Genomic DNA, 23,282 nt, shown 5'->3' on the forward strand with positions numbered 1-23,282 from the left:
GTTGCTATTTCCAGTGCGTGACATCCGCCGCGAAACGCTGTTGTAGCGTGGCTCTCGCCGGACCGCACGGCGTGAGGAGAGTTAGTGGAATTCAATCTCGCCCAAGTGTTCTCGGCTGTGGCTGCCGCCAATCCCGATCGCGACTGCATTGTATTTGGTCACCGACGATTCACCTTCTCGCAAACTAACGAACGTGCCCGTCGCCTGGCTCGGGCGCTGAACTCGTGGGGCCTGGGCGTGCGGCGGGAACGCCACGAGCTGGCGCCGCACGAATCCGGTCAGAGCCATCTCGGCCTGTACCTGGCCAACGGCAACGAGTACCTCGAGGGCATGCTCGGCGCCTACCAGGCGCGGGTCGCGCCGTTCAACGTCAACTATCGCTACGTCGCCGAGGAATTGGTCTATCTGCTGGGCAATGCCTCCGCGGAGGCGGTCATGTACCAGGCGCGGTTCGCCCCGACCCTGGCCTTGGCGTTGGATCAGGCGCGGGATCGGCTGCCGTCGATGCGGCTGATCCACGTCGACGACGAGTCCGGGAACGATCCGTTGCCCTCGGCGGTCCGATACGAGGACCTGCTGGCCGCCCATGCCGGTGGGGTGACCGACGAGCCGCTGGACCTGGCGTTGTCGCCCGACGACCTCTACGTCCTCTACACCGGCGGCACCACCGGGATGCCCAAGGCGGTGCTGTGGCGGCAGCACGACATCTACATGAACGCCATGGGCGGGCGACCGCCGTTCGGCGGCGACCCGGTGACCAGCCTCGACGACATCGTCGAACGCTCGCGCCTCGGCGGACCCGGGTCGATGACGTGCGCGCCACTGATGCACGGCGCGGCCCAGTGGGCGGCGTTCATCAACCTCTGTGGGGGGCGGCCATTTGTGATGGCCCCGACGACCACCCACTTCGATCCGGCCGAAGCGTGGGCGCTGGCCAGCCGGGAGCGCGTGATGTCGCTGTCCTTCGTCGGCGACGCCTTCGGGCGGCCCCTGATCGACGCGCTCGAGTCCGGGGACTACGACCTGTCCGGGTTGCTGATTCTGGTCACCGGCGGAGCGGCGCTGAGCGCTCCGCTCAAGCAGCGATTCCTCGATCTGCTGCCGCAGTTGACGATCCTGGACGCGGGAGGGTCGTCGGAGTCCGGGAACCAGATGGGGCAGGTGTCCAGCCGGCAGCAGGGTGGCAGCGGCCGGTTCGCCCCGAACCCGGGCGCGGTGGTGGTCAGCGAGGACATGACCCGGATCCTGTCGCCCGGCGACGACGAAATCGGCTGGCTGGCCCAGCAGGGCCTGATACCGCTGGGCTACCTCGGGGACCCGGAGAAGACCGCGCGGACCTTCCCGGTGATCGACGGGATCCGGCATTCGGTTCCCGGGGATCGGGCCCGCTGGTTCGCCGACGGCGAGATCGAGCTGCTGGGCCGCGATTCGGTGACGATCAACTCCGGCGGCGAGAAGATCTTCGCCGAAGAGGTCGAAGCCGCGATCGCCGAGCACCCGTCGGTGTACGACGTGGTCGTGACGGGCCGGCCCAGCACCCGGTGGGGAAACGAAGTCGTCGCGATCGTCGCGCTGGCCGGCGGTGAACAGGCCTCGCGACAAGAAATGGCCGACAGCATCATCGCCGAGGCGGCCCGCCATATCGCGCGCTACAAGCTGCCGAAGGCGATTGTCTTCCGCGACCGTCTGCAACGGTCGCCGTCCGGCAAGGCCGACTACCGGTGGGCGAAAGCTCAAGCAGCACAAGATGTCTGACCGGACCGGGGCGCCCCGGCTAATCCAGGGCCGCGCGGGCATCACGATTGGTGTCTTCGTCACGGTGGCTGTGTTCGTCGTAGGGCTGCTCTGGGCGAAGTGGACGCCATACCTCGCCAAAGCGTTGCGGGCGCAGCGGACTCATCACTGGTCGGGGTCGAACATCCTCGCGGTCGGCGGCGTGCGTGCCGGGGATGCCCCGACCTGGCATGCCGGCACGACCTTCTTTCATGCGTACTTTGCCTCGATTTGGCCGGCGTTAGTGGTGGCAATGCTGATCAGCGCGTCGGTTCAGGCGTTGGTGCCGCGAGCGTGGTTGCCGCGTGTGTTGAACCGGCGCGGGCTGATCTCGAGTGCGCTGGCCGGGGGAGTCGCGAGCATGCCATCGATGATGTGTACGTGCTGTGCTGCGCCGGTCGCTGTCACGTTGCGGCGCACCGGCGTCACGCGCGCCGCCGCCATCGCCTACTGGCTGGGAAACCCATTACTGAATCCCGCGGTACTCGTCTTCTTGTTCTTCGTCGCGCCCTGGCAATGGACGTTGACCAGGGCGCTCGTCGGTATCGCGACGGTAATCTGCGTGGCTGTGTCGGTGGGTTTGGTCACCGGCGCGCGGGGCGCTGGACCGCCCGCGGCCGAGGCGGTCACGTTTCCTGACGACGAGTCTGGCAGCCCTGCAAGCAGATTCGTGCGCTCCCTGCTCTGCCTGTGCCTGGTCCTGTTGCCGGAGTACGCGATCATGGTGCTGGTCGTCGGGGCGTGTCGGGGCTGGCTGGTGACGTTGACTCAACCGTCGCACCACGGTCTGCTGATCGTTGTGCTCGCGGCGATTGTCGGCACACTGCTCGTCATTCCGACGGCGGGCGAGATACCGATCCTGCAGAGCCTGGCGCTGCTGGGGGTTTCGTCGGGTCCGCTTGGTGCGCTCCTGATCACACTTCCCGCGGTCAGTGTCCCCGGCGTCGCGATGGTCGCCCGCAGCTTCGGATGGCGGGCCATCGCGACGGCCACGGGTGTGGTCGTCGCGATGGGGTTACTGGGCGCGGGTGTGCTGAGCGTGTTGTGAGGCATGACCTCAGTGGGCCTCCCTGGCCGCCGGGGGTGGCGGTACCCAATGTGCCTGTCGGGTCCAGGCGAGAGGGCGTCGCCTCGGTCGCGGTGCCCATTCCGACTCGTATGCCCGGCCTGCTCGCCCTCGATGCAGCCGCAGCAACGGCTCGACGGTGCGCAGCACGGGTCGGTGGCGGCCGCACTTGTCAAAGCGGCCAAGGAGATTGGCGACCTGCTCGGCTGAGACGGCCGCTTAGCTAGCGAAACTTGGTGTCCGGTATGGGATTTCCGGTCGCAGGAAAACGTCGTTGAGGGTGACGGTGCGCAACCGGCGGGCCCGGATGATCTCCACCAGGTGCCCGTACACACGGGTGACGGGTGCGTGGTTGAGATGGCCGATCACGATGCTCTCTCGCGTGAAGTACTGGTCGGCCATCTTGACGATCTGGTCCTCGGAAAGCACGGCGGAATCCCGCAAGTCGCCATTCCAGAGCGTGGGTACCTGGTAACCGAGGTCGGCGGCCACCGCGTCGACCACGGCGCTGTGATGGCCGTACGGCGGCCGGAAGTACGGTGCGGCGTCCACGCCGTAGGTATTGCGCAAGAACACGTCCGTGCTGTTGAGCTCGTCGGCGATCTGCTTGGGCGACAGCTTCGTCAGGTCCGGATGCGTCCAGGTGTGGTTGGCCAGCTGAATCTGCCCGGATTCGACGAGCGGTCGAAGCAGCCGCGCGTTCTCCGTCCAGGACCTGAAGACGCCGGTGACGAAATAGGTGAGGCGCACGCCGGTGTCCTTGGCGAACTGTGTGTAGAGCCTTACCACATCGGTGTCGACCCCGTCATCGACCGTCCAGGCCAACAGATCTCCGTTGTTACCGGGTAGCTTGCTAAGAGCCGCGCCACCGGGCAGCGTCACCCGCGACGCCGGGTCGGGCGGGGGCAACAACTTGGGCGGCGGCGGGGCGACCGGGCTCGGTGCGGATCCGAGAACATCGGCGCGCGCGACCGTGTCCTTGGGGCCGTTGGCCGACGACCACGAAATCCCCGTCACCGCAACGGTTGCCGCCACCGCGACCAAGAACCGCCGCCGGTCCAATTCGGTCACGTGTGCACTCCTTGATCCAGTTCAGACCTTTGCAAGGCTAAGCTGGCCGGCCCGGCAATCCCGCTCTTAATTGTCGAGTGTCGCCGGCAGATATGAACTTGTGACCTTCGGGGTTAGTCGGCTCGCAGCCGGGCGACCTCATGGCGCCAGGTGGCGTGGTGGTGAAGGCCGGCCCTAAATCGGGCAGGCCGTCCCCGGTCGGCGTCGTCGATGTCGTGCGGCGTGCCTCCGGCTGAGAGCCGCGATCGCGGGCTCCCAGTGCGGCGAGTTGCCGGCCGGGAAGCCGCCGTCGCCAAGCTATTTCGGCGCCGTCGACCGATTGATCGACGAGCGCCTAGGACGAGAGCCTAGGTCGCGCCGAGCGGGTAGTCGGCAAACGGAGTGGTGGCCCGTAGTGCCAGGGCGGCGTGCCCGGCAGTGGCGATGCCGTCTTCGTAAATGCTGGCCAGCCAGATGTGCACCAGCGTGTCGATCACCCGGTCTTCGGGGATCGCCGGTTCTTCGGAGGTGAACGTCGCGGCCATCACCCGCTCGCTCAACATGTTGAGCGCGATGGACAGATCCTCGGCCGAGACGGTGTCCGGCGCGGCGCCGCGCTCACGTTCGGCCTTGATCGCGTTGGTGGTGAACGAGATCCACGTCTGCATCAGTGTCGACCACAACGCCCGGACCTCGGGGTTGGTGGACTTCGCCGAAGCGCCGGCCACGGCGACCGCCCGGTGCGATCCCGACACCTCGAAGAACGCCTCGATTCGGTCGCGCCACCGCGTCGCCGGGTCGCCGGTCAGTTTGGCGCGCAGCGCCTTGAGGGCCGCATGCGCCTTGGTGTTCATCTGGTCCAGCAACGACAACAGCACCGCATTTTTGGACGGGAAATAAAAGTAGAAGGTGGGCCGGGAGATGCCCGCGCCTTTCGCCAGATCGTCGACGGAGAAGTCGGCTAATGGCCGCTCTTCCAAAAGCCGCTCTGCGGTGGCCAGAATCGCCTTCTCGCGGTCGTCTCCCGAGTGATGCGACGCACGACGGCCACGTGAGGCATGCGCATACCCGCTGTAGGCCGAGGGGTCGGACACGGCACATACCCTAGGGCTACATCGATATATGCCAGGGAAATTGTTGATTAAAACCAACAATAATGTCGATTAAGTTCAACACTTCTGCTCTATCGATTCATTCGTCGTCCGGCGAAAGGCGCAACAGCAAGGCGACGCAAACTACAAACTACCTCGCGACTCGGGACTTCCGCCCCTACTTCACACCTGACCGGCGATGGTCGCATCTATACATCGATCAACGGGACAGGACGACTGATGATGACGCAAAGCAGCGACGACACCAAGAAGAGTTGCCGCATCGATGTGCTGATCGAAGAACACGAAGAGCGGACCCGGGCGAAGGCGCGATTGTCCTGGGCGGGCCGGAATTTCGTCGGGATTGGACTGGCGCGACTCGATCCCGCCGACGAGCCGGTGGCCCGGATCGGTGACGAACTCGCGATTGCGCGCGCCGTGTCCGACTTGGCGAATCAGCTGCTCGCCGTGACCTCAAGCGATATTCAAGCCAGCACCCACGAGCCGGTCACGGGCTTGCACCACTGAACGAGGCCTGTCGCCGCGTTGAAGCCGCGGCGGTCCCGGACTCCTCCTACCCCTACCGGGACCGCCGCTTTCAAAAACTCTGGGGCGCCGCCGGATCGAGGTGACCCAGAAACCAGTCGCGGGCCAGGGCCGCGACCTGTTCGAGCGTGCCCGGTTCCTCGAACAGATGGGTGGCGCCGGGAACCACGGCGACGTCACACTCGACTGGGATCGCGGCCTGCGCCTGTCGATTCAGCTCGAGGACCTTTTCGTCGTGTCCGCCGACGATCAACAGGGTCGGAGCCTCCACTTTGCGAAGCAACCCGTTCGCCAGGTCGGGCCGACCGCCCCGCGACACCACCGCGGCGACCTTTATACCGGGATGCGCTGCGGCAGCCAGGGCCGCGCCCGCTCCGGTGCTGGCACCGAAGTACCCCACCGGCAATGACGCGGTATCGGGTTGGGCGGCCAGCCAGGCCGTGACGAGGATCAACCGGTGCGCGAGCAACCCGATGTCGAAGACGTTGGACCGGTTGAGTTCTTCTTCGGGTGTCAGCAGGTCGAAAAGCACCGTGGCGAACCCGGCCATGTTGAGTACTTCGGCGACATAGCGATTGCGAGGGCTGTGCCTGCTACTACCGCTGCCATGTGCGAACACGATGACACCCTTGGGGTGCGCGGGGATGGTGAGCTGGCCGGCCACGGATGCCGGCCCAACGGCCACCCGAATTTCCTTGTCTATCACGGTGATCGACCGATCCTAGGGTTGTGGGGTGGCAAGGCGGTCGGTCGCGGCATAGCGCAACAACGCGGCAACTCCGTCGGCCGGTGCGATCCGGTTGTCGGCCCGGACCACCGAGGCGCCAACGGCGAGCGCGCTGAACGGCAACGCCTCGTCCGCCCGAGCGATGCGCTCGACCGGTTCGCCCAGGTCCGACAGCGCGTCGGCATCGGGCGCGACGGTGGTGAGCGCTTGGCCGGTGACCACGACGGCATCGGCCAGTTCGCCGACGATCAGTGTGTCGATGTCGCCGTCTCGCAGCGCCGTGCAGACGGCGGCGAGTCCCTGCGCCGCTAAGCCGGACCCGCGTCCGAGTTCTGCTTCGAATCGGCCTGCGATGGCTGTCATTTCGAGACCGTGACGCCGAGCGAACTCCGCCGAGATCGCCTCGTCGATCTCGGCTACGTCGGCGCGGCCTTGCTGAGCGCCGCCGTGCAGCTGCGCGACGCGTTCGGCAACTCGTTCCGGCAATTCGGCAAGCAGATCTGCGCGTGCCGGAACCGGGCCGCTGACGAACACCACCTCGGCGTTGGCTTCGTCCACCAGCCGGGTCAACTGCTCAGCGATTGCGCGGCAGTTCATCCGAACAGCTTCATCGGTCCTGTGTTGGAAATCGCCGTAGCCATTCCAGCCGGCCGTGGCCGGCTTGTGCACGGGGTATCCGGCGCCGTCGACACGAGTCGAGGTGACGGTAGTGCCGTCGTAGAGGCTGATGTCGGCGCCGGTGTGGTGGACGGTGGCGAACACGTACACCGGTCGCCGCATCTCGCCCTCGATCAGCGGCAGGAGGTACGGGTAGTCGGAGAAGCGAACCACCGTGCTCGGGGGTGGGCTGCTGAGTGGTTCGTCGATCAGCACGTGGTCGCTGGTCGCGATCAACGCCCTGCCGCGCCGACCCACCGCGGGGCGATGGTTGCGCACCGCGTCCCCGAGCGTGGCGATGAGTTCCGTTCCCGCACCCGTGTTTTCGAGGTGCTTGCGAATTTCGTGCCACTTCGCGTCGAGTTGCTCGACCGCGCCTGCCGTGTCGTGCGAGTCGTCGAAATAGACCGACGCGAACGGACCTTCCGCCTTGACCAGCCCCCTGAGACGTTCGGATCGCATGTCGCACCTTTGCTGTTGTGGTTCGTTTACTGTTGGTCAACGTATGAAGGGCAACTGCGAGCCCGCCAGAGCCATTAGCCCTCTGATGTGGGCCTTAAGTCCCGTGATCGACTACGGTGACCTGGGCTACCGCAAGCCGATGCGGAAAATGCTCGAAGCAAAGGGTTTTGACGTGAGCGGTTCATTTTCCGGCCGCGGGTGGGACACCGCCGGACCATTCGGACTCATCGGCGGAATCAACCGGGGCCGGCACGATGACCACGACCTGGGTCGTGCCGCGGCATTTGCGACCCGCTTCGCAGGCAGGTCGAGAGTTCGCGCGCGGCTGGCCGAGACAGGCGTTGGCCGGGCAGTTGGATCGCAACCGCCCGGCCAACGCCTCATCCGGCGCTACTTACTCGTCTTACTCGTCGCCTCCGCGGCGCTGTGCACCACATTGCGGAAGAATTCGATCCGCGCAGTGGTCAATTCCTCTGCCAGGTCCAGTGCGGCGTCGACAACCGTTTTGCGTCGCGACTGCTCCGGCAGCACCGGGCTGATCTGATCGACGAACTTGCGTACCGCCTCGATAGCCTGCTTGCGGCCGGATTCGACCGACTCGAGCACGTCGTCGGAAAGTTCGGCCCAGCGCGGCTCGGATTTGGCCGGTGCTTCTGTCATGATCCCACTCCCACTCGAAACAAAGTCTTACGGACGCCTACGACGTTACGACTTCCCGCCGACCGGTACGAGTGACTAAAGTCCTTTGCCCCGGCTGGACTTTCGAGATCTGTATCGGGCACTAGGTCCCTAACGGACGGAGCCGAGACGGTGTTAGCGTGCCGACATGGCTACGCCCACCGGCGACGACCTACCACAGCGGGCCGCTTCTCATCGAAGCGCGCCCGGTGGGGCCCTGGCGGAGGCCATCGCCCCCTTCGTGCATACCGGCCAGTACGTCACCAGGTCATGGCGCGACTACCTCGCCCGTGCATCGGACGAACTCCCGATCGCGCGGCCCACCTTGGCGCTGACGGCGCAAGCCTTTCGCGACGAGGTCGTCTTGGTGGGCCTGAAGGCGCGCCGCCCGGTCAGCCGGCCCGATGTGTTCGAGCGGATCACCCGCGAGGTGATTGACGGGGTTCAGTTCTACGGAGACAAGGGATGGCTGGAAAAGCCAAGGCGGTTCTTCGGTGGGCCACCGGTGCTTTCCGACGTCGAGATACGAAAGGTGAAAGGGCGCAGGCGCTCATTCCAGCGTATGTTCTTCGACAGTGGGTACGCACCGCACCCCGGTGAACCGGGGGCGCAACGATGGATGAGCTACACCGCGAACAATCGCGAGTACGCGCTACTGCTACGCCATCCGGAGCCACGCCCTTGGCTCGTGTGTATCCATGGAACCGAAATGGGGCGTGCTGCATTGGATCTCGCTCTCTTTCGGGCGTGGAAACTGCACGATGAACTCGGACTCAACGTTGTGATGCCGGTGCTGCCGATGCATGGGCCCCGATCACACGGTTTGCCCAAGGGGGCGGTGTTTCCGGGGGAGGATGTACTCGACGACGTGCACGCGACGGCTCAGGCGGTGTGGGATATCCGGCGGCTGTTGTCCTGGATTCGCTTGCAGGAGCCCGAATCGCTGATCGGGTTGAACAGCCTTTCGCTCGGTGGCTACATCGCGTCGCTGGTTGCCAGCCTCGACAAGGGCCTCACCTGCGCGATCCTCGGTGTGCCCGTCGCAGACCTGGTCGAATTGTTAGGGCGCCATTCGGGTCTTGGCCACGACGACCCGCGCCGGCACACGATGGAGTTGGCCGAACCCATCGGTCGTATGGTCTCGCCGTTGTCGCTGACTCCGCTGGTGCCCATGAGGGGCCGCTTCATCTACGCCGGCATCGCCGATCGCGTGGTGCATCCCCGCACGCAGGTGACCCGCCTTTGGCGGCACTGGGGTAAACCGGAGATCGTCTGGTACCGCGGTGGTCACACCGGATTCTTCCGCTCACAGCCCGTGCAGCGGTTTGTGTGGGAGGCATTGCTGCAGTCCGGTCTGCTGGACGGAACCGCGACGCAGCGCGACCGCCCTGCCTAGTTGCGGAGGTTGACGTGCATCCGCTGGATCCCCTGGACGCGGCGATGATGGCCGCGGAGTTGGTGTCGAGCCCTATGCATGCCGGCGCCGTGCTGATCCTGTCACCGCCCGCGGATGCCGGACCCGCCTATGTCGACGAACTGTATCGGGAGGCGCTCGCCGCAAACGGATCGATAGATCCCAGGCTTCGCAGATATCCGCATCGTGGTATCGACACCGCCGGCATCTGGGTGTGGCGCGACAGCGAGCGACTTGACCTGAGTCGACATTGCCTGCACCGCAACGTATCTGGTGACTACGACGGCTTCTGGCGGCTGATCGGCGAGCTGGACGCGCAACGCCTCGACCGGTCCCGTCCAATGTGGATGTCCTATCTGATCGACGGTCTCGCGGATCGTCGATTCGCGTTCTACATCAAGGTGCATCACACCCTGATCGACGGCGTGGCCGGTCTACGGATGATCGCCGACGCATTGAGCAATGACCCGAAGCGTCGGTCGATGCCGCCCTTCTACGCCGATAACCGCGACGCCGATAACCGCGACGGATCCGGGTCGCCACCGGCTGCACCGGGGTTGGTGTCTCGTCTGACCGGGCCGGTACGGGCGCTGCTCGACACCACGGCGTCGGGCGTCGGTCTGATCGAGCGAGTCGTCACAGGAGAGCTCTCGACGCTGATGGACGGTCTCGTCGGTTACACGACCAAGTGGCCCTTCGCAGCGCCCTACACCCGGTTCAACGGCCGGCTGGGGACCGAGCGGGCGGTCTGCGCGGGCAGCTGGGCCAAGGATCGTATCCAAACGGTGCAAGAGAAGGCCGGTGTCAGCGCTAACGACGTGGTAACCGCAATAGTGGCCGCAGTGGTGCGGCTCTGGCTGGGTGGCCGCGGTGAATTACCCGAACGGTCGTTGGTTGGCGTCTGCCCGATCACCGTGCGCGATCGCGGCGTTGACCCGTCAATTGACCAGCACGGCAACATGTTTGGTCTGTGGCTGTGCCCATTGGGAACAAATCTGGATGACCCGATCGCGCGATTGCGACTGATTCACGGGTCGATGTCGGAAGGCAAACACTGGGTCGCGAAACGGGGATCGGCGGCATCGCTACTGACGAATGCGGCGAGCATCGCCGCCACCGTCGTTGCTCCGCTGCTGCCGTTCACGCCGAAGATACGGACGGGGTTCAACATCCCGATATCGCACGTGCCGGGTCCTCGGGTCGAAATGTATTGGAACGGCGCGCATATCGAGGAGATCTATCCGGTGTCGACCGTTTACGACGGAATGGCACTCAATGTCACGACGTGCTCGTACGCCGACCGCATCGGATTCGGCTACGCGGCTAGTCGTGACGTCGTGCCGGATATCGAGACGCTGATACCGTTGACGGAGCAGTGCCTGGCCGAACTCGAATCGGCCGTCGGCATCCGCTGATGCCGAGCAAAGGGGACTTCGGTCCCTACCGGCGCGCAATCACACGTGGTCAGATCGACTAGTACGGCGAACCATTCGCGCAAGATCGGCGGGAACGGCATGACGCACCTGATCGGACCGATCACCAGGACAGCGGCGCTACTTACGTTGTTGTACGGCGCCCGACGTTATTACCGCAATTGGGGCACCACCAAATCGGAATGCCGGATGGTGCTGCCCGGCGATAAATTGGTGGCCGATCCCGCCGTCCAGTCAACCGAAGCGATCGACATCGACGCCCCAACGGCAGCGGTCTGGCCATGGCTGCTGCAGATGGGCCAGGACCGCGCCGGCTTCTACGGCTGCGAGGGCGCGATGAACGCAATCGGTCTCGGTTACCACCACACCGATCGAGTGCACTCGGAATGGCAACGACTCGCGGTGGGGGATACCGTTCGCCTGGCTCCCGAAGGCTGGCTGGGCCAACCCGGCGGGTTGACGTTCAGCGTCACTGAGATCGTGCCCGAAAAGTACCTGGTGCTCCATGCCACGACATCGAAGCCGGCCTCGGATGTGGTCTGGTCGTTCCACGTTCAGCCGCACTGGGAGGACCGGGTGCGACTCCTTACCCGCGTCAGGATCGCGCTACGCCGACCGGGTGCGGTGTTCGCCATGGAGCTGGCCAGGCCCCTAATAGCCTTTGGTACGCGGAGTTTGTTGCTCGGCATCAAACACCGCGTCGAGGCGTCGTCGGGCATCCCGCACACCCACGCGCGCTACTGATCGCCCCGGTGGCCGTCGATCGTCTCGACGCGTTCGTCGAACCCGATCTGTGTGTCGCACACCTCGAGTTGCAGGAGGCCTGAGAGTGGGCACCGAAATGGCGGTCGCCGTCGCGGTCACCTTCGTCTGGCTGGGCATGGTGCTCGCCATCTCGTTCCTGGAAGCACCGCTGAAATTCCGGGCGCCCAACGTCACGCTGCAGATCGGGCTCGGCATCGGGCGCCTGGTCTTCCGCGCGCTCAACACCGTCGAGGTCGCGTTCGCGATCATCATCCTGGCGGTCGTGGTGGACGGCCCGATGCCGTTGCGGATCGGCATCGCGTTCGGTGTCGCGATCGCGACGCTGGCGATCCAGTTGATCGCGGTTCGCCCCCGACTGACCCGCCGCTCCGACCAGGTGCTGGCCGGGCTGGACGCACCCCGCTCCCGGGCTCACTACGCCTACGTCGGTTTGGAGGTGGTCAAGGCCGTGGCGTTGATCGTGACGGGGATACTGCTATTGACCGCGTGATACCTGAAGGTCGATCGTCAGCCCACCGTCGCACGAGGGGACGTACCAATGGAATCAATCTCGCTGACCAGCCTGGCCACCGAAAAGCTGGCCGAAGCCCGACAGTCGCACAGCGGACGAGCCGCCCACACCATCCACGGCGGCCATGACCACGAACTCCGGCAGACCGTGCTGGCCCTGCTCGCCGACCACGACCTGTCCGAACACGACAGCCCCGGCGAGGCGACGCTGCAGGTACTGCAGGGTCACGTGCGCCTGACGACCGGCGGCGACTCCTGGGACGGTAAGACCGGCGACCATGTCGCGATTCCGCCCCAGCGCCACGCCCTGCACGCGGTGGAGGATTCGGTGATCATGCTGACCGTGCTGAAGAGCATCCCCTCGCAGTCGCACTAATGGCGATGCTAGCCACGCCCTGGTCATCCGAGCTCGGCCTGCGGGTGCCCATCGTCAACGCCCCGATGGGCGGCGTCGCGGGTGGCCGGCTGGCCGCCGCGGTCAGCGCCGCCGGTGGTCTGGGCATGGTCGGCATGGGCAGTGTCGCGAACCGGGAGCTGCTGGCTGCCCAGCTGCAACACGTCAACGGCATATTCGGAATCGGCCTGGTCGACTGGGTGATGCGCACCGAGGCGGGGCTGCTCGACGATGCCCTCGCCGCGCGGCCCATGCTGCTGTCGGTCAGTTTCGGTACCGACTGGTCGTGGGTCGACAAGGCGCATGCTGCCGGAATCCGCACTGTCACACAGGTTTACGACGCTCTGGGAGCGCGTCAGGCGGTCGACGCGGGCGTCGACATTCTGGTCGCGCGCGGTGCCGAGGGCGGCGGGCACGGCGACACCAAGCTCGGCACGCTGCCGCTGCTCGACGACGTGCTGGACGCGGTGTCGGTGCCGGTGCTTGCGGGCGGCGGTATCGCCTCGGCGCGCAGCCTGGCCGCGGTGCTGGCCGCCGGGGCCAGCGGCGCCTGGGTGGGCACTCGCCTGGCGGCCTGTCCGGAGGCGCTGACCGGCGATGGCAGCCGCCAGGCGCTGATCGCGGCCCGGTCGACCGACACCGCGGTCACCCGGGCCTTCGACGTCGCCAAGGGTCTGCCGTGGCCGGCGCGGTTCCCGTCGCGGGTGCTGCGCAATGAGTTCGTCGCGCGCTACACGGGCAAGGAAGACACGCTCGATGCGCCGGCCTGCGACGAGCTGGCCGCCGCGATCGATGCCGACGACCGCCGGATCGCCCCGGTCGACGCCGGTCAGGGCGTCGGCATGATCCGCGACGACGCGTCGGTGGCCGAGGTCATCGACGCGATGTGTTCGGGCGCCCAACGGCTGCTGGCCGGCTGGGGCGGGTAGCGGTCACACCCCGCGCAGGTAGCGCCTGGCGATGATGCGCTGGCCCAGCGAGACCACCGGGCCACCGAGCTTGCTATACCACTTCGCGGGCCGGGAGAACGCCGACACCTCGGCGAAGACCGCGTCGGTGGCCGGGTCCCGGTGCACGACGAAGCGTTCCTCGCCGGATTCGGGATGGCCTTCCAGCGTGCCGTAGGCGAAACCCCGGAAGTCGGGCTCGTCGATCACGTAGATGACCCGGCACGGGGCGGGCAGAAAACCCATTCGCACCAGCACCACCGTGTCGACGGCGGCGACCTCGGAGCTGGCCTGGACCCGCAGCCCGGCGCCGCGTTGCATGCCCCAGCGCATCACTGCCTCGGCCGCCCGGTCGAAACGCTGTTGGCCCGTCCCGATCTGCTTCTTGACGAACAGGTGGCCGTATCCGGCGGGCAGCTTGCCCGCGGCGGTCGCACCCACCTCGGCGTAACTCAGCGGAAGTCCCTCGAGCGCTGCTAGGTCCACCCGCCCGAGCGTACGGTCGTATTCGTGACCACACAAAACTCGAAAACTGTTGCCGCCGCCTCCGGAACGTTCACGCTCGGTGGTGATCTGACCGTCAACCGTCTCGGGTTCGGGGCGATGCGCATCGTCGGTAAGGGCGTCTGGGGCCCACCGGCTGATCGCGACGAATGTGTCCGGGTGTTGCGCCGCGCCGTCGAACTCGGCGTGGACCTTTTCGACACCGCGGACTCCTACGGCCCCTACATCTCCGAGGAGATCATCCGCGAGGCGCTCTATCCCTACGACGGCATCGTGATCGCCACCAAGGCCGGGTTCTTGCGGACCGGACCGGATGTCTGGATCGAGATGGGCTACCCGGCGTATCTGCGGCAAGAAGTCGAGATGAGCCTGCGCCGCCTGGGTGTGGAGACGATAGACCTTTTGCAGCTGCACCGTGTCGATCCCAAGTGGCCGCTGGCCGACCAGGTGGGCGAGCTGGCCAAGCTGAAGGACGAGGGCAAGATCCGCCACATCGGGCTGTCCGAGATCAACGTCGACCAGCTCAACGAGGCGCAGACGATCACCCCGATTGTGTCGGTGCAGAACATGTACAACCTGACGGTCCGCAGGGCCGAGCCGCTGCTCGACGCCGCGACCGAACAGGGTGTCGGCTTCATCCCGTACTTCCCGCTGGCGGCCGGGCCGCTGGCCGCCGCCGACGGCCCGCTGCAGCGCATCGCCGCCGACCACCACGCGTCGCCGTCGCAGCTGGCCCTGGCCTGGTTGCTGAAGCGCTCGCCGGTGATGCTGCCGATCCCGGGCACGTCGAAGGTGGCGCACCTGGAGGAAAACGTGGCCGCCGCCGAGATCACGCTGTCCGACGAGGAGTTCGAGGCCATGGCGGCTGCCGGAGCGCAGTAACCGGCCACCCAATACGGTGTTCTGGTGGCCGGCGAGCATCAGAAACACCCCGGCGGGGGATTCAACCCACCCGAACCGACGACCAAGGGCGGGCCCGACTACGGCCGGTTCATCGACGCGGTGCGCAGGCTACAAGATCACGCCCGTGCCGTCGACGCGCCCGACGAGGTCATCACCGAGGCCGCCGACACGCTGGAGAAGCTGTCCGCGCTGCTGAGCCCGTACGACGCCGACGAGTGGGCGTCGCCGTCGGGCCGCCGGATGGACCTGCCGCTGCGCGGCAACATCCTGACCATGCCGATCGGGGCGCACAAGACCGAGGACGGCCGGATGGCGGGCTGGGCGCGCTTCGCGCGATTCCACCTGGGCCGCAACGGCGCAGTGCATGGCGGATCGCTGGGCATGCTGTTCGACACGGTGCTCGGCCTGACGACGTCGGTGCTCACCGGCAGCCCGCGTCAGCGCACCGCTTACTTGAAGATCGACTACCGCCACATCGTGCCAATCGAAAAGGAGCTGCAGTTCGACGCCGGCATCGACAAGGTGGACGGCCGCAAAATCTTTGTGTCGGGCAAGTTGACCGACGGTGACACGTTGCTGGCCGAGGCCGAGGCGTTGTTCGTGAAACTCAAGCCGGGCCAGCCCTGACGGTGTCAGTGGCGTGGGCCCGTTGGAGCGCACCCCGATAGCATGGCTCTGAATTAAGCACCGAGCAATTCCTGCAGAAACCTTGGAGACCACCGCCGATGAGCGCCCCCGCACAGTCCGTCCCAGCAGCCCCGATCCGGGTTCCTGCCGGGACCACGGCGGCCGCTGCGGTCGGGGAGGCGGGGTTGCCCCGCCGGGGCGTGCCCGACGCCATCGTGGTGGTGCGCGACGCCGACGGCAAGCTGCGCGACCTGAGTTGGGTGCCCGAGGCCGACGCCGAGGTGGTCCCCGTCGCGGCCAACACCGACGAGGGCCGCAGTGTCATCCGGCACTCGGCCGCGCACGTGCTGGCCCAGGCCGTCCAGAACCTGTTCCCACAGGCCAAACTGGGGATCGGGCCGCCCATCGCGGACGGCTTCTACTACGACTTCGACGTGGCGGAGCCGTTCACTCCCGAAGACCTGGAAAAACTGGAAAAGCGAATGCGCCAGATCGTCAAGGACGGGCAGCTGTTCGACCGGCGGGTCTATGAATCCAAGGACGCGGCGCGCGAGGAGTTGGCCAACGAGCCGTACAAGCTCGAGCTCGTCGACGACAAGTCGGGCGACCCGGACGTCATGGAGGTCGGGGGAGACGAGCTCACCGCCTACGACAATCTCAATCCCCGTACCCGCGAACGGGTCTGGGGTGACCTGTGCCGCGGTCCGCACATCCCGACCACCAAGCACATCCCGGCGTTCAAGCTCACCCGCAGCTCGGCCGCCTACTGGCGCGGCGACCAGAGCAACGCCAGCCTGCAACGCATCTACGGCACCGCCTGGGAGTCACAGGAAGCGCTCGACAAGCACCTGGAGCTGCTCGAGGAGGCGCAGCGGCGCGACCATCGTAAGTTGGGCGTCGAGCTGGACCTGTTCAGCTTCCCCGACGAAATCGGTTCCGGCCTGGCGGTTTTCCACCCCAAAGGCGGCATCATCCGCCGCGAGCTCGAGGAGTACTCGAGACGCAAGCACATCGAGGCCGGCTACGAGTTCGTCAATACCCCGCATATCACCAAGGAGCAGCTGTACATCACCTCGGGCCACCTCGAGTGGTACGCCGAGGGCATGTACCCGCCGATGCACCTGGACGCGGAGTTCAACGCGGACGGGACGGTACGCAAACCCGGGCAGGACTACTACCTCAAGCCGATGAACTGCCCGATGCACCACCTGATCTATCGGTCCCGCGGCCGCTCGTACCGCGAGCTTCCGTTGCGGCTCTTCGAGTTCGGCAGCGTGTACCGCTACGAGAAGTCCGGCGTGGTGCACGGGCTGACCCGGGTGCGCGGCATGACCCAGGACGACGCGCACATCTACTGCACGCGAGAGCAGATGCGCGACGAGCTGAGCTCGCTGTTGCGCTTCGTGCTCGACTTGCTGGCCGACTACGGGCTCGACGACTTCTACCTGGAGCTGTCCACCAAGGACCCGGAGAAGTACTCCGGCTCTGACGAGATGTGGGACGAGGCCACCGAAGTCCTGCGGGAAGTGGCCGTGGCCTCCGGGTTGCATTTCGTTCCCGACCCCGGTGGCGCGGCGTTCTACGGTCCGAAGATCTCCGTGCAGGTCAAGGACGCGTTGGGCCGCAGCTGGCAGATGTCCACGATCCAGCTCGACTTCAACATGCCGGACCGATTCGAGCTGGAATACACCGCATCCGACGGCTCGCGGCAGCGCCCGGTGCTGATCCACCGGGCGCTGTTCGGGTCCATCGAGCGGTTCTTCGGCATTCTCACCGAGCACTATGCCGGGGCTTTCCCGGCGTGGCTGGCACCGGTTCAGGTAGTCGGCATTCCGGTCGCCGACGAACACGCGGGTTACCTGGAAGATGTTGCCGCGCAACTGAGGTCGCGAGGTGTCCGGGTCGAGGTGGACACCAGCGACGACCGGATGGCCAAGAAGATCGTCAACCACACCAATCAGCGCGTCCCGTTCATGTTGCTGGCCGGTGACCGTGACGTCGAGGGCGGTGCGGTCAGCTTCCGCTTCGGCGACCGCACCCAGATCAACGGCGTGCCTGTCGACGCTGCGATCGATACCATCGTGAAGTGGATCGCCGACCGCGAGAATGCCGCTCCCACACAAGAACTGGTGAAGGTAGCCGGCGGTGAGTGAGCAGGACGGCGCCGATCGCGGCGAGGACACCATTCTCGACAGAGGCGTCGGCGAGCGTGACCACCTGCAGCGATTGTGGACGCCGTACCGGATGACGTACCTGGCCGAGGCGCCGGCCAAGCGCGATCCCAACTCTTTGGGCAAACGCGAGGAGCCGTTCACCGACATTCCGCAACTGCCCGACGAAGAGGGTCTGGTGGTCGCGCGCGGCGAACTCGTCTACGCCGTGCTCAACCTCTACCCGTACAACCCCGGGCACCTGATGGTGGTGCCCTACCGGAAGCTGTCCGAAATCGAGGACCTCACCGACGCCGAGAGCGCGGAGCTGATGGCCTTCATCCAGAAGGCGATTCGAGTGATCAAGAACGTGTCGCGGCCGCACGGCTTCAACGTCGGCCTGAACCTGGGAACGTCGGCGGGTGGGTCGCTGTCCGAACATCTGCACGTGCACGTGGTGCCGCGCTGGGGTGGCGACGCGAACTTCATCACGATCGTCGGCGGCGCGAAGGTGATCCCGCAGTTGCTGCGCGAGACGCGACAGCTGCTCGCGACGGAGTGGGCCAAACAGCGATGACGGCCAATGAGTAAGGCGCCCTTCCTGTCCAGGGCCGCGTTTGCCCGGCTCACCACCCCGACGGCCAGGGCGCTGCTGCGGGTGGGCCTGACGCCGGACGCCGTCACGATCTTGGGCACCGTGGTGGCCGTGGCGGGGGCGCTGACGTTGTTCCCGATGGGCAGGCTGTTCGCCGGCGCCTGTGTGGTTTGGTTCGCCGTGCTCTTCGACATGGCCGACGGTGCGATGGCCCGCGAGCGTGGCGGCGGCACCCGGTTCGGCGCGGTACTGGACGCGTCGTGCGACCGCGTCAGCGACGGCGCGGTGTTCAGCGGGCTGCTGTGGTGGATTGTGTTCGGGCTGCACGACAAACCGCTGGCGGCGGCGACGTTGATCTGCCTGGTCACGTCGCAGGTGATCTCCTACATCAAGGCCCGGGCCGAGGCCAGCGGACTGCGCGGCGACGGCGGGATCATCGAACGACCGGAACGGCTGATCATCGTGCTGGTCGGCGCGGGTGTGTCGGACTTTCCGTTCGTCGCCTGGCCTCCGGCGCTACCCGTGGCGATGTGGGTGCTGGCAGCGGCCAGCGTGGTCACCTGCGTGCAGCGCCTGCACGCGGTGCGGACCTCGCCCGGCGCCGCGGAACCCCTGCCGCCCACGCCGGGCAGCGGCGAAACGAGCGCACCGTGATCTCCACTCCGTCCGGCTTGAAAGCACTCACCGCACCCCGCGACCTGTTCACCAGGACGGCGAGCGACTGGGCATACGCCACCGGCTGGATGGCGGTGCGTGCGGTCCCAGAGTCCGCCGCGCGCAACATATTCGACACCGGAGCGCGCTACGCCGCCCGCAACGGCGGCCCCGACCAGCTGCGCAAGAACCTGGCCCGGGTCATCGGCGTGCCGCCGGCCCAGGTACCGGACGGCCTGATGCGGGCCTCGCTCGAGTCCTACGGGCGCTACTGGCGCGAGGCTTTCCGGCTGCCGTCGATGGACCATCGTGCACTGGCCCGCCGGGTCGATGAGACGTTCATCGGCGCCGACAATATCGACGCGGTGCTGGTGGCCGGGAGGGGTGTGGTGCTCGCGCTGCCGCACAGCGGCAACTGGGACATGGCCGGGCTGTGGCTGGCGCAGACACGCGGCACCTTCACCACGGTCGCCGAGCGACTCAAACCCGAGTCGCTGTACCGGCGTTTCATCGCCTACCGGGAAAGTCTTGGCTTCGAAGTGCTTCCGTTGTCCGGTGGCGACCGTCCGGCCTTCGAGGTGTTGTGCGACCGGCTGCGGGCCAACCGGGTGGTGTGCCTGATGGCCGAGCGCGATCTCACCCGCACCGGGGTCGAGGTCGACTTCTTCGGCGAGCCCACCCGGATGCCGGCCGGGCCGGCGAAGCTCGCGATCGAAACCGGGGCGGCACTGTGCCCGGCGCACTGCTGGAATGAGCCCGACGCCTGGCCCGTCGAGATATTTCCGCCGCTGGACTGTTCCAGCGGGGACGTCCGAGCCATCACCCAGGCGCTGGCCGACCGATTCACCATAAACATCGCCGCCCACCCCGAGGATTGGCACATGCTGCAGCCGCAGTGGCTGGCCGATCTCTCCGACGACAGACGTGCCCGGCTGAAGGAAGCCTGATGCGAATCGGGATGGTCTGTCCCTACTCGTTCGACGTGCCGGGCGGGGTGCAATCGCATGTCCTGCAGCTGGCCAAGGTGCTGCGCGACCGGGGCCACGACGTCAGCGTGCTGGCGCCCGCGTCGCCGCACGTGAACCTGCCCGAATACGTCGTCTCGGCCGGTAAGGCCATCCCGATTCCCTACAACGGTTCGGTGGCGCGGTTGCAATTCAGCCCGGCCGTCCACGGCCGGGTCCGACGCTGGCTGACCGAGGGTGACTTCGACGTGCTGCATCTGCACGAACCGAACGCGCCCAGCCTGTCGATGTGGGCGCTGCGCATCGCCGAGGGCCCGATCGTGGCCACGTTTCACACCTCGACCACCAAATCGCTGACACTGTCCGTCTTTCAGGGCCTGCTGCGGCCCTTGCACGAGAAGATCATCGGCCGCATCGCGGTGTCCGACCTGGCCCGGCGCTGGCAGATGGAGGCACTCGGGTCGGACGCTGTGGAGATCCCCAACGGGGTCGATGTCGCCTCGCTCGCCTCGGCGCCGCGGCTGGACGGGTATCCGCGGCCGGGCAAGACGGTGTTGTTCTTGGGCCGATTCGACGAGTCGCGCAAGGGCATGGAGGTACTGCTCGAGGCGTTGCCGCGGGTGGTGGAGCGCTTCGGCGATCTGCAGGTGTTGGTCGTCGGCCATGGCGACGAGGACGAATTGCGTTCGGAGTCAGGCAGTTTGGCCAAGCACATGCGCTTCCTCGGTCAGGTCGACGACGCGGGCAAGGCGTCCGCGATGCGCAGTGCGGACGTCTATTGCGCGCCCAACATCGGCGGCGAGAGTTTCGGCATCGTCCTGGTGGAGGCGATGGCCGCGGGCACACCGGTGGTGGCCAGCGACCTGGATGCCTTCCGGCGCGTGCTGCACGACGGTGACGCCGGACGGCTGGTGCCGGTCGGCGACGCCGCGGGACTGGCCGACGGGCTGATCGAGATGCTCGAAAACGACGCGCTGCGTGAGCGTTACGTGGCCGCGGCGTGCGAAGTGGTCGCCCAGTACGACTGGTCGGTGGTGGCCAGCCAGATCATGCGGGTGTACGAGACGGTCGCGGGCTCGGGCGCCAAGGTTCGGGTGGCGAGCTGATGGCCTGGCCGCTCGTCGTCATCGCCCTGCTGGTCGTGCTGATCGCCGTACTGGCGGTGATCGGTGTCTGGGCGATCCAGACAGCACAGCGACTCAACCGGCTGCACATCCGCTACGACCTGTCCTGGCAAGCCCTCGACAGCGCGCTGGCGCGGCGCGCGGTGGTCGCGCGGGCCGTCGCGATCGACGCCTACGGCGGCTCCACGAACACCCCCGAGGGCCGGCGGCTGGCCGCGTTGGCCGACGCCGCCGAGAGAGCTCCCCGGCAATCGCGGGAGAATGCCGAAAACGAATTGTCGGCGGCGCTGGCGATGGTCGATCCCGCGGCCCTGCCGGCCGGCCTGATCGCCGAGTTGGCCGACGCCGAAGCCCGGCTGTTGCTGGCCCGCCGCTTCCACAACGACGCGGTGCGCGACACCCTGGCGCTGGGGGCGCGGGGCCTGGTTCGTGCCCTTCGGCTCGGTGGAACGGCAGCGCTGCCAAGCTATTTCGAGATCGTCGAGCGACCACACGCGCTGGCACAGACTCCGCACGGTGTGCCCAAACACCGGACGTCGGCGCGGGTGGTGTTACTCGATGAGACCGGTGCGGTGCTGCTGCTGTGCGGTTCGGACCCGGCGATCGAGGAATCGGCGCCGCGGTGGTGGTTCACGGTGGGCGGCGAGGTGCGCCCCGGCGAACGGCTGGCCGAGGCCGCCGCGCGAGAGTTGGCCGAAGAGACCGGTTTACAAGTCGAAGCGGCCGAGATGCTCGGGCCGATCTGGCGGCGCGACGAGGTCTTCGAGTTCAACGGTGCGCTGATCGACAGCGAGGAGTTCTTCTTCGTGCGCCGCGCTCGACGCTTCGAGCCGGTTTGCACGGGCCGGACCGAGCTGGAACGGCGCTACATCCATTGCCACCGCTGGTGCGATGCCAACGACATCGCCGAACTGGTGGCGGCGGGTCAGACCGTGTACCCGCGCCAGTTGGCCGAACTGCTTGCCGAGGCAATTGCGGTGGCCGACAACGATTCACCGGCCGGATTGCCCCAGCTGCAGTCGATCCGCTGAGCTAGAACCCGCTCGCGACAGCGTTGGAGGCCAGCGGCGGCAAGGCGGAGACCAACGGGTTCGTGATGCCGGCCGTTGCGCCCTGGCCGACGTAACCGGCGACACTGAGCGGGTTGACAGCCGGGAGGAGCCCGGGCGCGTAGCCCAGGTCGACGATCGGCTTGAGGAACGGTTGGAGCAAGTCCGCCAAGGGATTTCCGAGGATGGGAATGAACGTTCGCAACGGGTCGAGCAGCGGCAACTGCGTGGTCGGCATGAAGTAGAAACTCAGATTGCCGATCTGGCTTTGAATGGCGTTGGCGACCTGTGCCGCGGGCAGGTAGGGCATCGTGGCGTGCAAATTCAGGTAGCCGAACAGCGCGTTGATGTCCGACGGCAGCCACAACGGGTGCACCGGGAAGTCGGCGATCGCGTCGTATTGCAGTGTGAAAATCGAAGTCGCATAGGACGTTGTCAGCGGCGTGGGCCAGTTGAACGTACCGAAGCCCGGAATCCAGTGTGTCAGAACGCCGCCCATCGGGTTGTTCGGGTCGGCCAGCAGCACGAAGTTCAGCAGGTTTGAATCGGGCCGCAACGCGGCCGGAAGTGCCTGCAAATAGCGCATTTCCAGGCTGGCTATCGTGGCACTCTGCGAATAGCCGACAACGACAACCTTGTTGCCCTGGCTGGTTTGCGACAGGATCGCACTGTTCAGGGTCGCAAAACCGGTGTAGACAGACCTGCCGAAGGTGGTGTCATTGATGCCGGTTACCGGCCAGAACTCTTCCGGGGTATGCAGACTCACCAGGGTGTACCCGGAGTAATTCTGGGCGAGATACGTCTGTTCGATGGAAGTCATGTACTGCAGGTCCGGTGACGGGTTCCCGGTGCCCCCCATGATCAGCGCGATTTTCTGCTGCGACGCCGGCTGCATGGCGGCCGCGTTGGCCACCTCGGTTTCGGCGTAGGCGTTCTTTGCGGTGATCAGGGTCTGTACGAACTGGGTGTGGAACAGCTCCGCCTGCGCGCTGAGCGCCTGGTATTGCGCAGCCTGCGCGTCCAGGAATGCGGCGGTGCGCACCGATACCGAATCCGTGCCCGGCGCAAGCACTCCCGTCATCGGTGCCGCCACGGACGCGTTCGTCGCTTCTAGTTCCGCGCCGATTCCCTGCAACTCGTCGGCCGCCGTCGCCATCGCGTCGGGGTCGGTAATCACGAATGACATCGGGCGCGCCCC

The 23,282-nt window shown here is 66.5% G+C and carries 22 protein-coding genes and 4 pseudogenes; 19 read left to right on the top strand and 7 right to left on the bottom strand.

Translation table 11 applies throughout. From position 1 onward, the window contains the following. Window positions 1–84 precede the first annotated feature (84 nt). The 3 genes and pseudogenes from MJO58_RS10420 to MJO58_RS10430 all read left to right on the top strand — a co-directional run. Window positions 85–1,755 (top strand): acyl-CoA synthetase, encoded by a 1,671-nt coding sequence (locus MJO58_RS10420; protein WP_239722774.1) that lies wholly within the window; start codon window positions 85–87, stop codon window positions 1,753–1,755. Then, the gene (locus MJO58_RS10425) at window positions 1,748–2,821 is read left to right on the top strand and encodes a permease (protein ID WP_239722775.1); all 1,074 of its coding nucleotides are present in this window, start codon (window positions 1,748–1,750) and stop codon (window positions 2,819–2,821) included. The genes MJO58_RS10420 and MJO58_RS10425 overlap by 8 nt, the downstream gene beginning before the upstream one ends. Before the next feature lie 71 nt (window positions 2,822–2,892). Then, window positions 2,893–3,049: pseudogene (locus MJO58_RS10430) on the top strand (IclR family transcriptional regulator); the annotation flags it as partial. Between the two features lie 9 nt (window positions 3,050–3,058). Here the strand turns inward: MJO58_RS10430 and MJO58_RS10435 are convergent. Both MJO58_RS10435 and MJO58_RS10440 read right to left on the bottom strand, forming a co-directional pair. Beyond that, window positions 3,059–3,901: a polysaccharide deacetylase family protein gene (locus MJO58_RS10435; protein ID WP_239723218.1), complete on the bottom strand. Its 843-nt coding sequence runs from the start codon at window positions 3,899–3,901 to the stop codon at window positions 3,059–3,061. 443 nt (window positions 3,902–4,344) lie between these two features. After that, a pseudogene (locus MJO58_RS10440) lies at window positions 4,345–4,983 on the bottom strand (TetR/AcrR family transcriptional regulator); the annotation flags it as partial. A gap of 240 nt (window positions 4,984–5,223) precedes the next feature. On the opposite strand from MJO58_RS10440, the gene MJO58_RS10445 reads away from it, so the two are divergent. Then, window positions 5,224–5,508: a DUF1876 domain-containing protein gene (locus MJO58_RS10445; RefSeq protein ID WP_239723219.1), complete on the top strand. Its 285-nt coding sequence runs from the start codon at window positions 5,224–5,226 to the stop codon at window positions 5,506–5,508. A 70-nt stretch (window positions 5,509–5,578) separates the two neighbouring features. Here the strand turns inward: MJO58_RS10445 and MJO58_RS10450 are convergent. The 3 genes and pseudogenes from MJO58_RS10450 to MJO58_RS10460 form a co-directional block, all read right to left on the bottom strand. Next, a pseudogene (locus MJO58_RS10450) lies at window positions 5,579–6,226 on the bottom strand (dienelactone hydrolase family protein); the annotation flags it as partial. A 21-nt stretch (window positions 6,227–6,247) separates the two neighbouring features. Next, window positions 6,248–7,372 carry an Rv2629 family ribosome hibernation factor gene (locus MJO58_RS10455; RefSeq protein WP_239722776.1) on the bottom strand — a complete coding sequence of 375 codons (1,125 nt, stop codon included), beginning with the start codon at window positions 7,370–7,372 and terminating at the stop codon, window positions 6,248–6,250. Between the two features lie 390 nt (window positions 7,373–7,762). Beyond that, complete coding sequence (locus tag MJO58_RS10460) at window positions 7,763–8,032, bottom strand: hypothetical protein (protein ID WP_090601450.1); 270 nt, start codon at window positions 8,030–8,032, stop codon at window positions 7,763–7,765. A 166-nt stretch (window positions 8,033–8,198) separates the two neighbouring features. Here MJO58_RS10460 and MJO58_RS10465 point away from each other — a divergent pair, with 166 nt between their 5' ends. From MJO58_RS10465 to MJO58_RS10495, 7 genes and pseudogenes are all read left to right on the top strand, one after another. Next, window positions 8,199–9,446, top strand: coding sequence for an alpha/beta hydrolase family protein (locus MJO58_RS10465; protein ID WP_090601451.1), 1,248 nt, complete (start codon window positions 8,199–8,201; stop codon window positions 9,444–9,446). A gap of 14 nt (window positions 9,447–9,460) precedes the next feature. Continuing rightward, window positions 9,461–10,879: a wax ester/triacylglycerol synthase family O-acyltransferase gene (locus MJO58_RS10470; protein WP_239722777.1), complete on the top strand. Its 1,419-nt coding sequence runs from the start codon at window positions 9,461–9,463 to the stop codon at window positions 10,877–10,879. A 99-nt stretch (window positions 10,880–10,978) separates the two neighbouring features. Next, entirely contained in the window at window positions 10,979–11,641 is a 663-nt protein-coding gene (locus tag MJO58_RS10475; RefSeq protein ID WP_239722778.1) for an SRPBCC family protein, read from the top strand. A 2-nt stretch (window positions 11,642–11,643) separates the two neighbouring features. After that, window positions 11,644–11,724: pseudogene (locus MJO58_RS10480) on the top strand (transcriptional regulator); the annotation flags it as partial. Between the two features lie 14 nt (window positions 11,725–11,738). After that, window positions 11,739–12,152: a hypothetical protein gene (locus MJO58_RS10485; RefSeq protein WP_090608758.1), complete on the top strand. Its 414-nt coding sequence runs from the start codon at window positions 11,739–11,741 to the stop codon at window positions 12,150–12,152. Between the two features lie 48 nt (window positions 12,153–12,200). Further along, window positions 12,201–12,548 carry a cupin domain-containing protein gene (locus MJO58_RS10490; RefSeq protein WP_090601453.1) on the top strand — a complete coding sequence of 116 codons (348 nt, stop codon included), beginning with the start codon at window positions 12,201–12,203 and terminating at the stop codon, window positions 12,546–12,548. Between the two features lie 5 nt (window positions 12,549–12,553). Then, window positions 12,554–13,495: an NAD(P)H-dependent flavin oxidoreductase gene (locus tag MJO58_RS10495; protein ID WP_239723220.1), complete on the top strand. Its 942-nt coding sequence runs from the start codon at window positions 12,554–12,556 to the stop codon at window positions 13,493–13,495. Between the two features lie 3 nt (window positions 13,496–13,498). On the opposite strand, the gene MJO58_RS10500 is transcribed toward MJO58_RS10495, so the two are convergent. Beyond that, window positions 13,499–13,999, bottom strand: a complete 501-nt coding sequence (locus tag MJO58_RS10500; protein WP_090601454.1) for a DUF1990 domain-containing protein — start codon at window positions 13,997–13,999, stop codon at window positions 13,499–13,501. A 24-nt stretch (window positions 14,000–14,023) separates the two neighbouring features. Here MJO58_RS10500 and MJO58_RS10505 point away from each other — a divergent pair, with 24 nt between their 5' ends. The 8 genes from MJO58_RS10505 (at window position 14,024) to MJO58_RS10540 (ending at window position 22,066) form a co-directional block, all read left to right on the top strand. Then, complete coding sequence (locus MJO58_RS10505; RefSeq protein WP_239722779.1) at window positions 14,024–14,899, top strand: aldo/keto reductase; 876 nt, start codon at window positions 14,024–14,026, stop codon at window positions 14,897–14,899. Window positions 14,900–14,920: 21 nt separating this feature from the next. Next, complete coding sequence (locus tag MJO58_RS10510; RefSeq protein ID WP_239723221.1) at window positions 14,921–15,547, top strand: PaaI family thioesterase; 627 nt, start codon at window positions 14,921–14,923, stop codon at window positions 15,545–15,547. 98 nt (window positions 15,548–15,645) lie between these two features. Then, window positions 15,646–17,700: a threonine--tRNA ligase gene (gene thrS / locus MJO58_RS10515; RefSeq protein WP_239722780.1), complete on the top strand. Its 2,055-nt coding sequence runs from the start codon at window positions 15,646–15,648 to the stop codon at window positions 17,698–17,700. Continuing rightward, window positions 17,693–18,274 carry an ATP adenylyltransferase gene (locus tag MJO58_RS10520; protein ID WP_239722781.1) on the top strand — a complete coding sequence of 194 codons (582 nt, stop codon included), beginning with the start codon at window positions 17,693–17,695 and terminating at the stop codon, window positions 18,272–18,274. Before thrS ends, MJO58_RS10520 begins: the two co-directional genes overlap by 8 nt. A gap of 6 nt (window positions 18,275–18,280) precedes the next feature. Continuing rightward, window positions 18,281–18,946, top strand: a complete 666-nt coding sequence (pgsA, locus tag MJO58_RS10525) for a phosphatidylinositol phosphate synthase (protein WP_239722782.1) — start codon at window positions 18,281–18,283, stop codon at window positions 18,944–18,946. Then, window positions 18,943–19,893: a phosphatidylinositol mannoside acyltransferase gene (locus MJO58_RS10530; protein ID WP_239722783.1), complete on the top strand. Its 951-nt coding sequence runs from the start codon at window positions 18,943–18,945 to the stop codon at window positions 19,891–19,893. Before pgsA ends, MJO58_RS10530 begins: the two co-directional genes overlap by 4 nt. After that, a complete protein-coding gene (locus MJO58_RS10535) occupies window positions 19,893–21,017 on the top strand; it encodes a glycosyltransferase family 4 protein (protein ID WP_239722784.1) in 1,125 nt (374 codons plus the stop codon). The genes MJO58_RS10530 and MJO58_RS10535 overlap by 1 nt, the downstream gene beginning before the upstream one ends. Beyond that, complete coding sequence (locus tag MJO58_RS10540; RefSeq protein WP_239722785.1) at window positions 21,017–22,066, top strand: NUDIX hydrolase; 1,050 nt, start codon at window positions 21,017–21,019, stop codon at window positions 22,064–22,066. The genes MJO58_RS10535 and MJO58_RS10540 overlap by 1 nt, the downstream gene beginning before the upstream one ends. A 1-nt stretch (window position 22,067) precedes the next feature. Here MJO58_RS10540 and MJO58_RS10545 read toward each other — a convergent pair whose 3' ends face one another. After that, window positions 22,068–23,270: a PE-PPE domain-containing protein gene (locus MJO58_RS10545; protein ID WP_276553193.1), complete on the bottom strand. Its 1,203-nt coding sequence runs from the start codon at window positions 23,268–23,270 to the stop codon at window positions 22,068–22,070. Between the last annotated feature and the right edge of the window lie 12 nt (window positions 23,271–23,282).

Source organism: Mycobacterium lentiflavum, from assembly GCF_022374895.2.
In the GTDB taxonomy this organism is placed as follows: Bacteria; Actinomycetota; Actinomycetes; order Mycobacteriales; family Mycobacteriaceae; genus Mycobacterium; species Mycobacterium lentiflavum.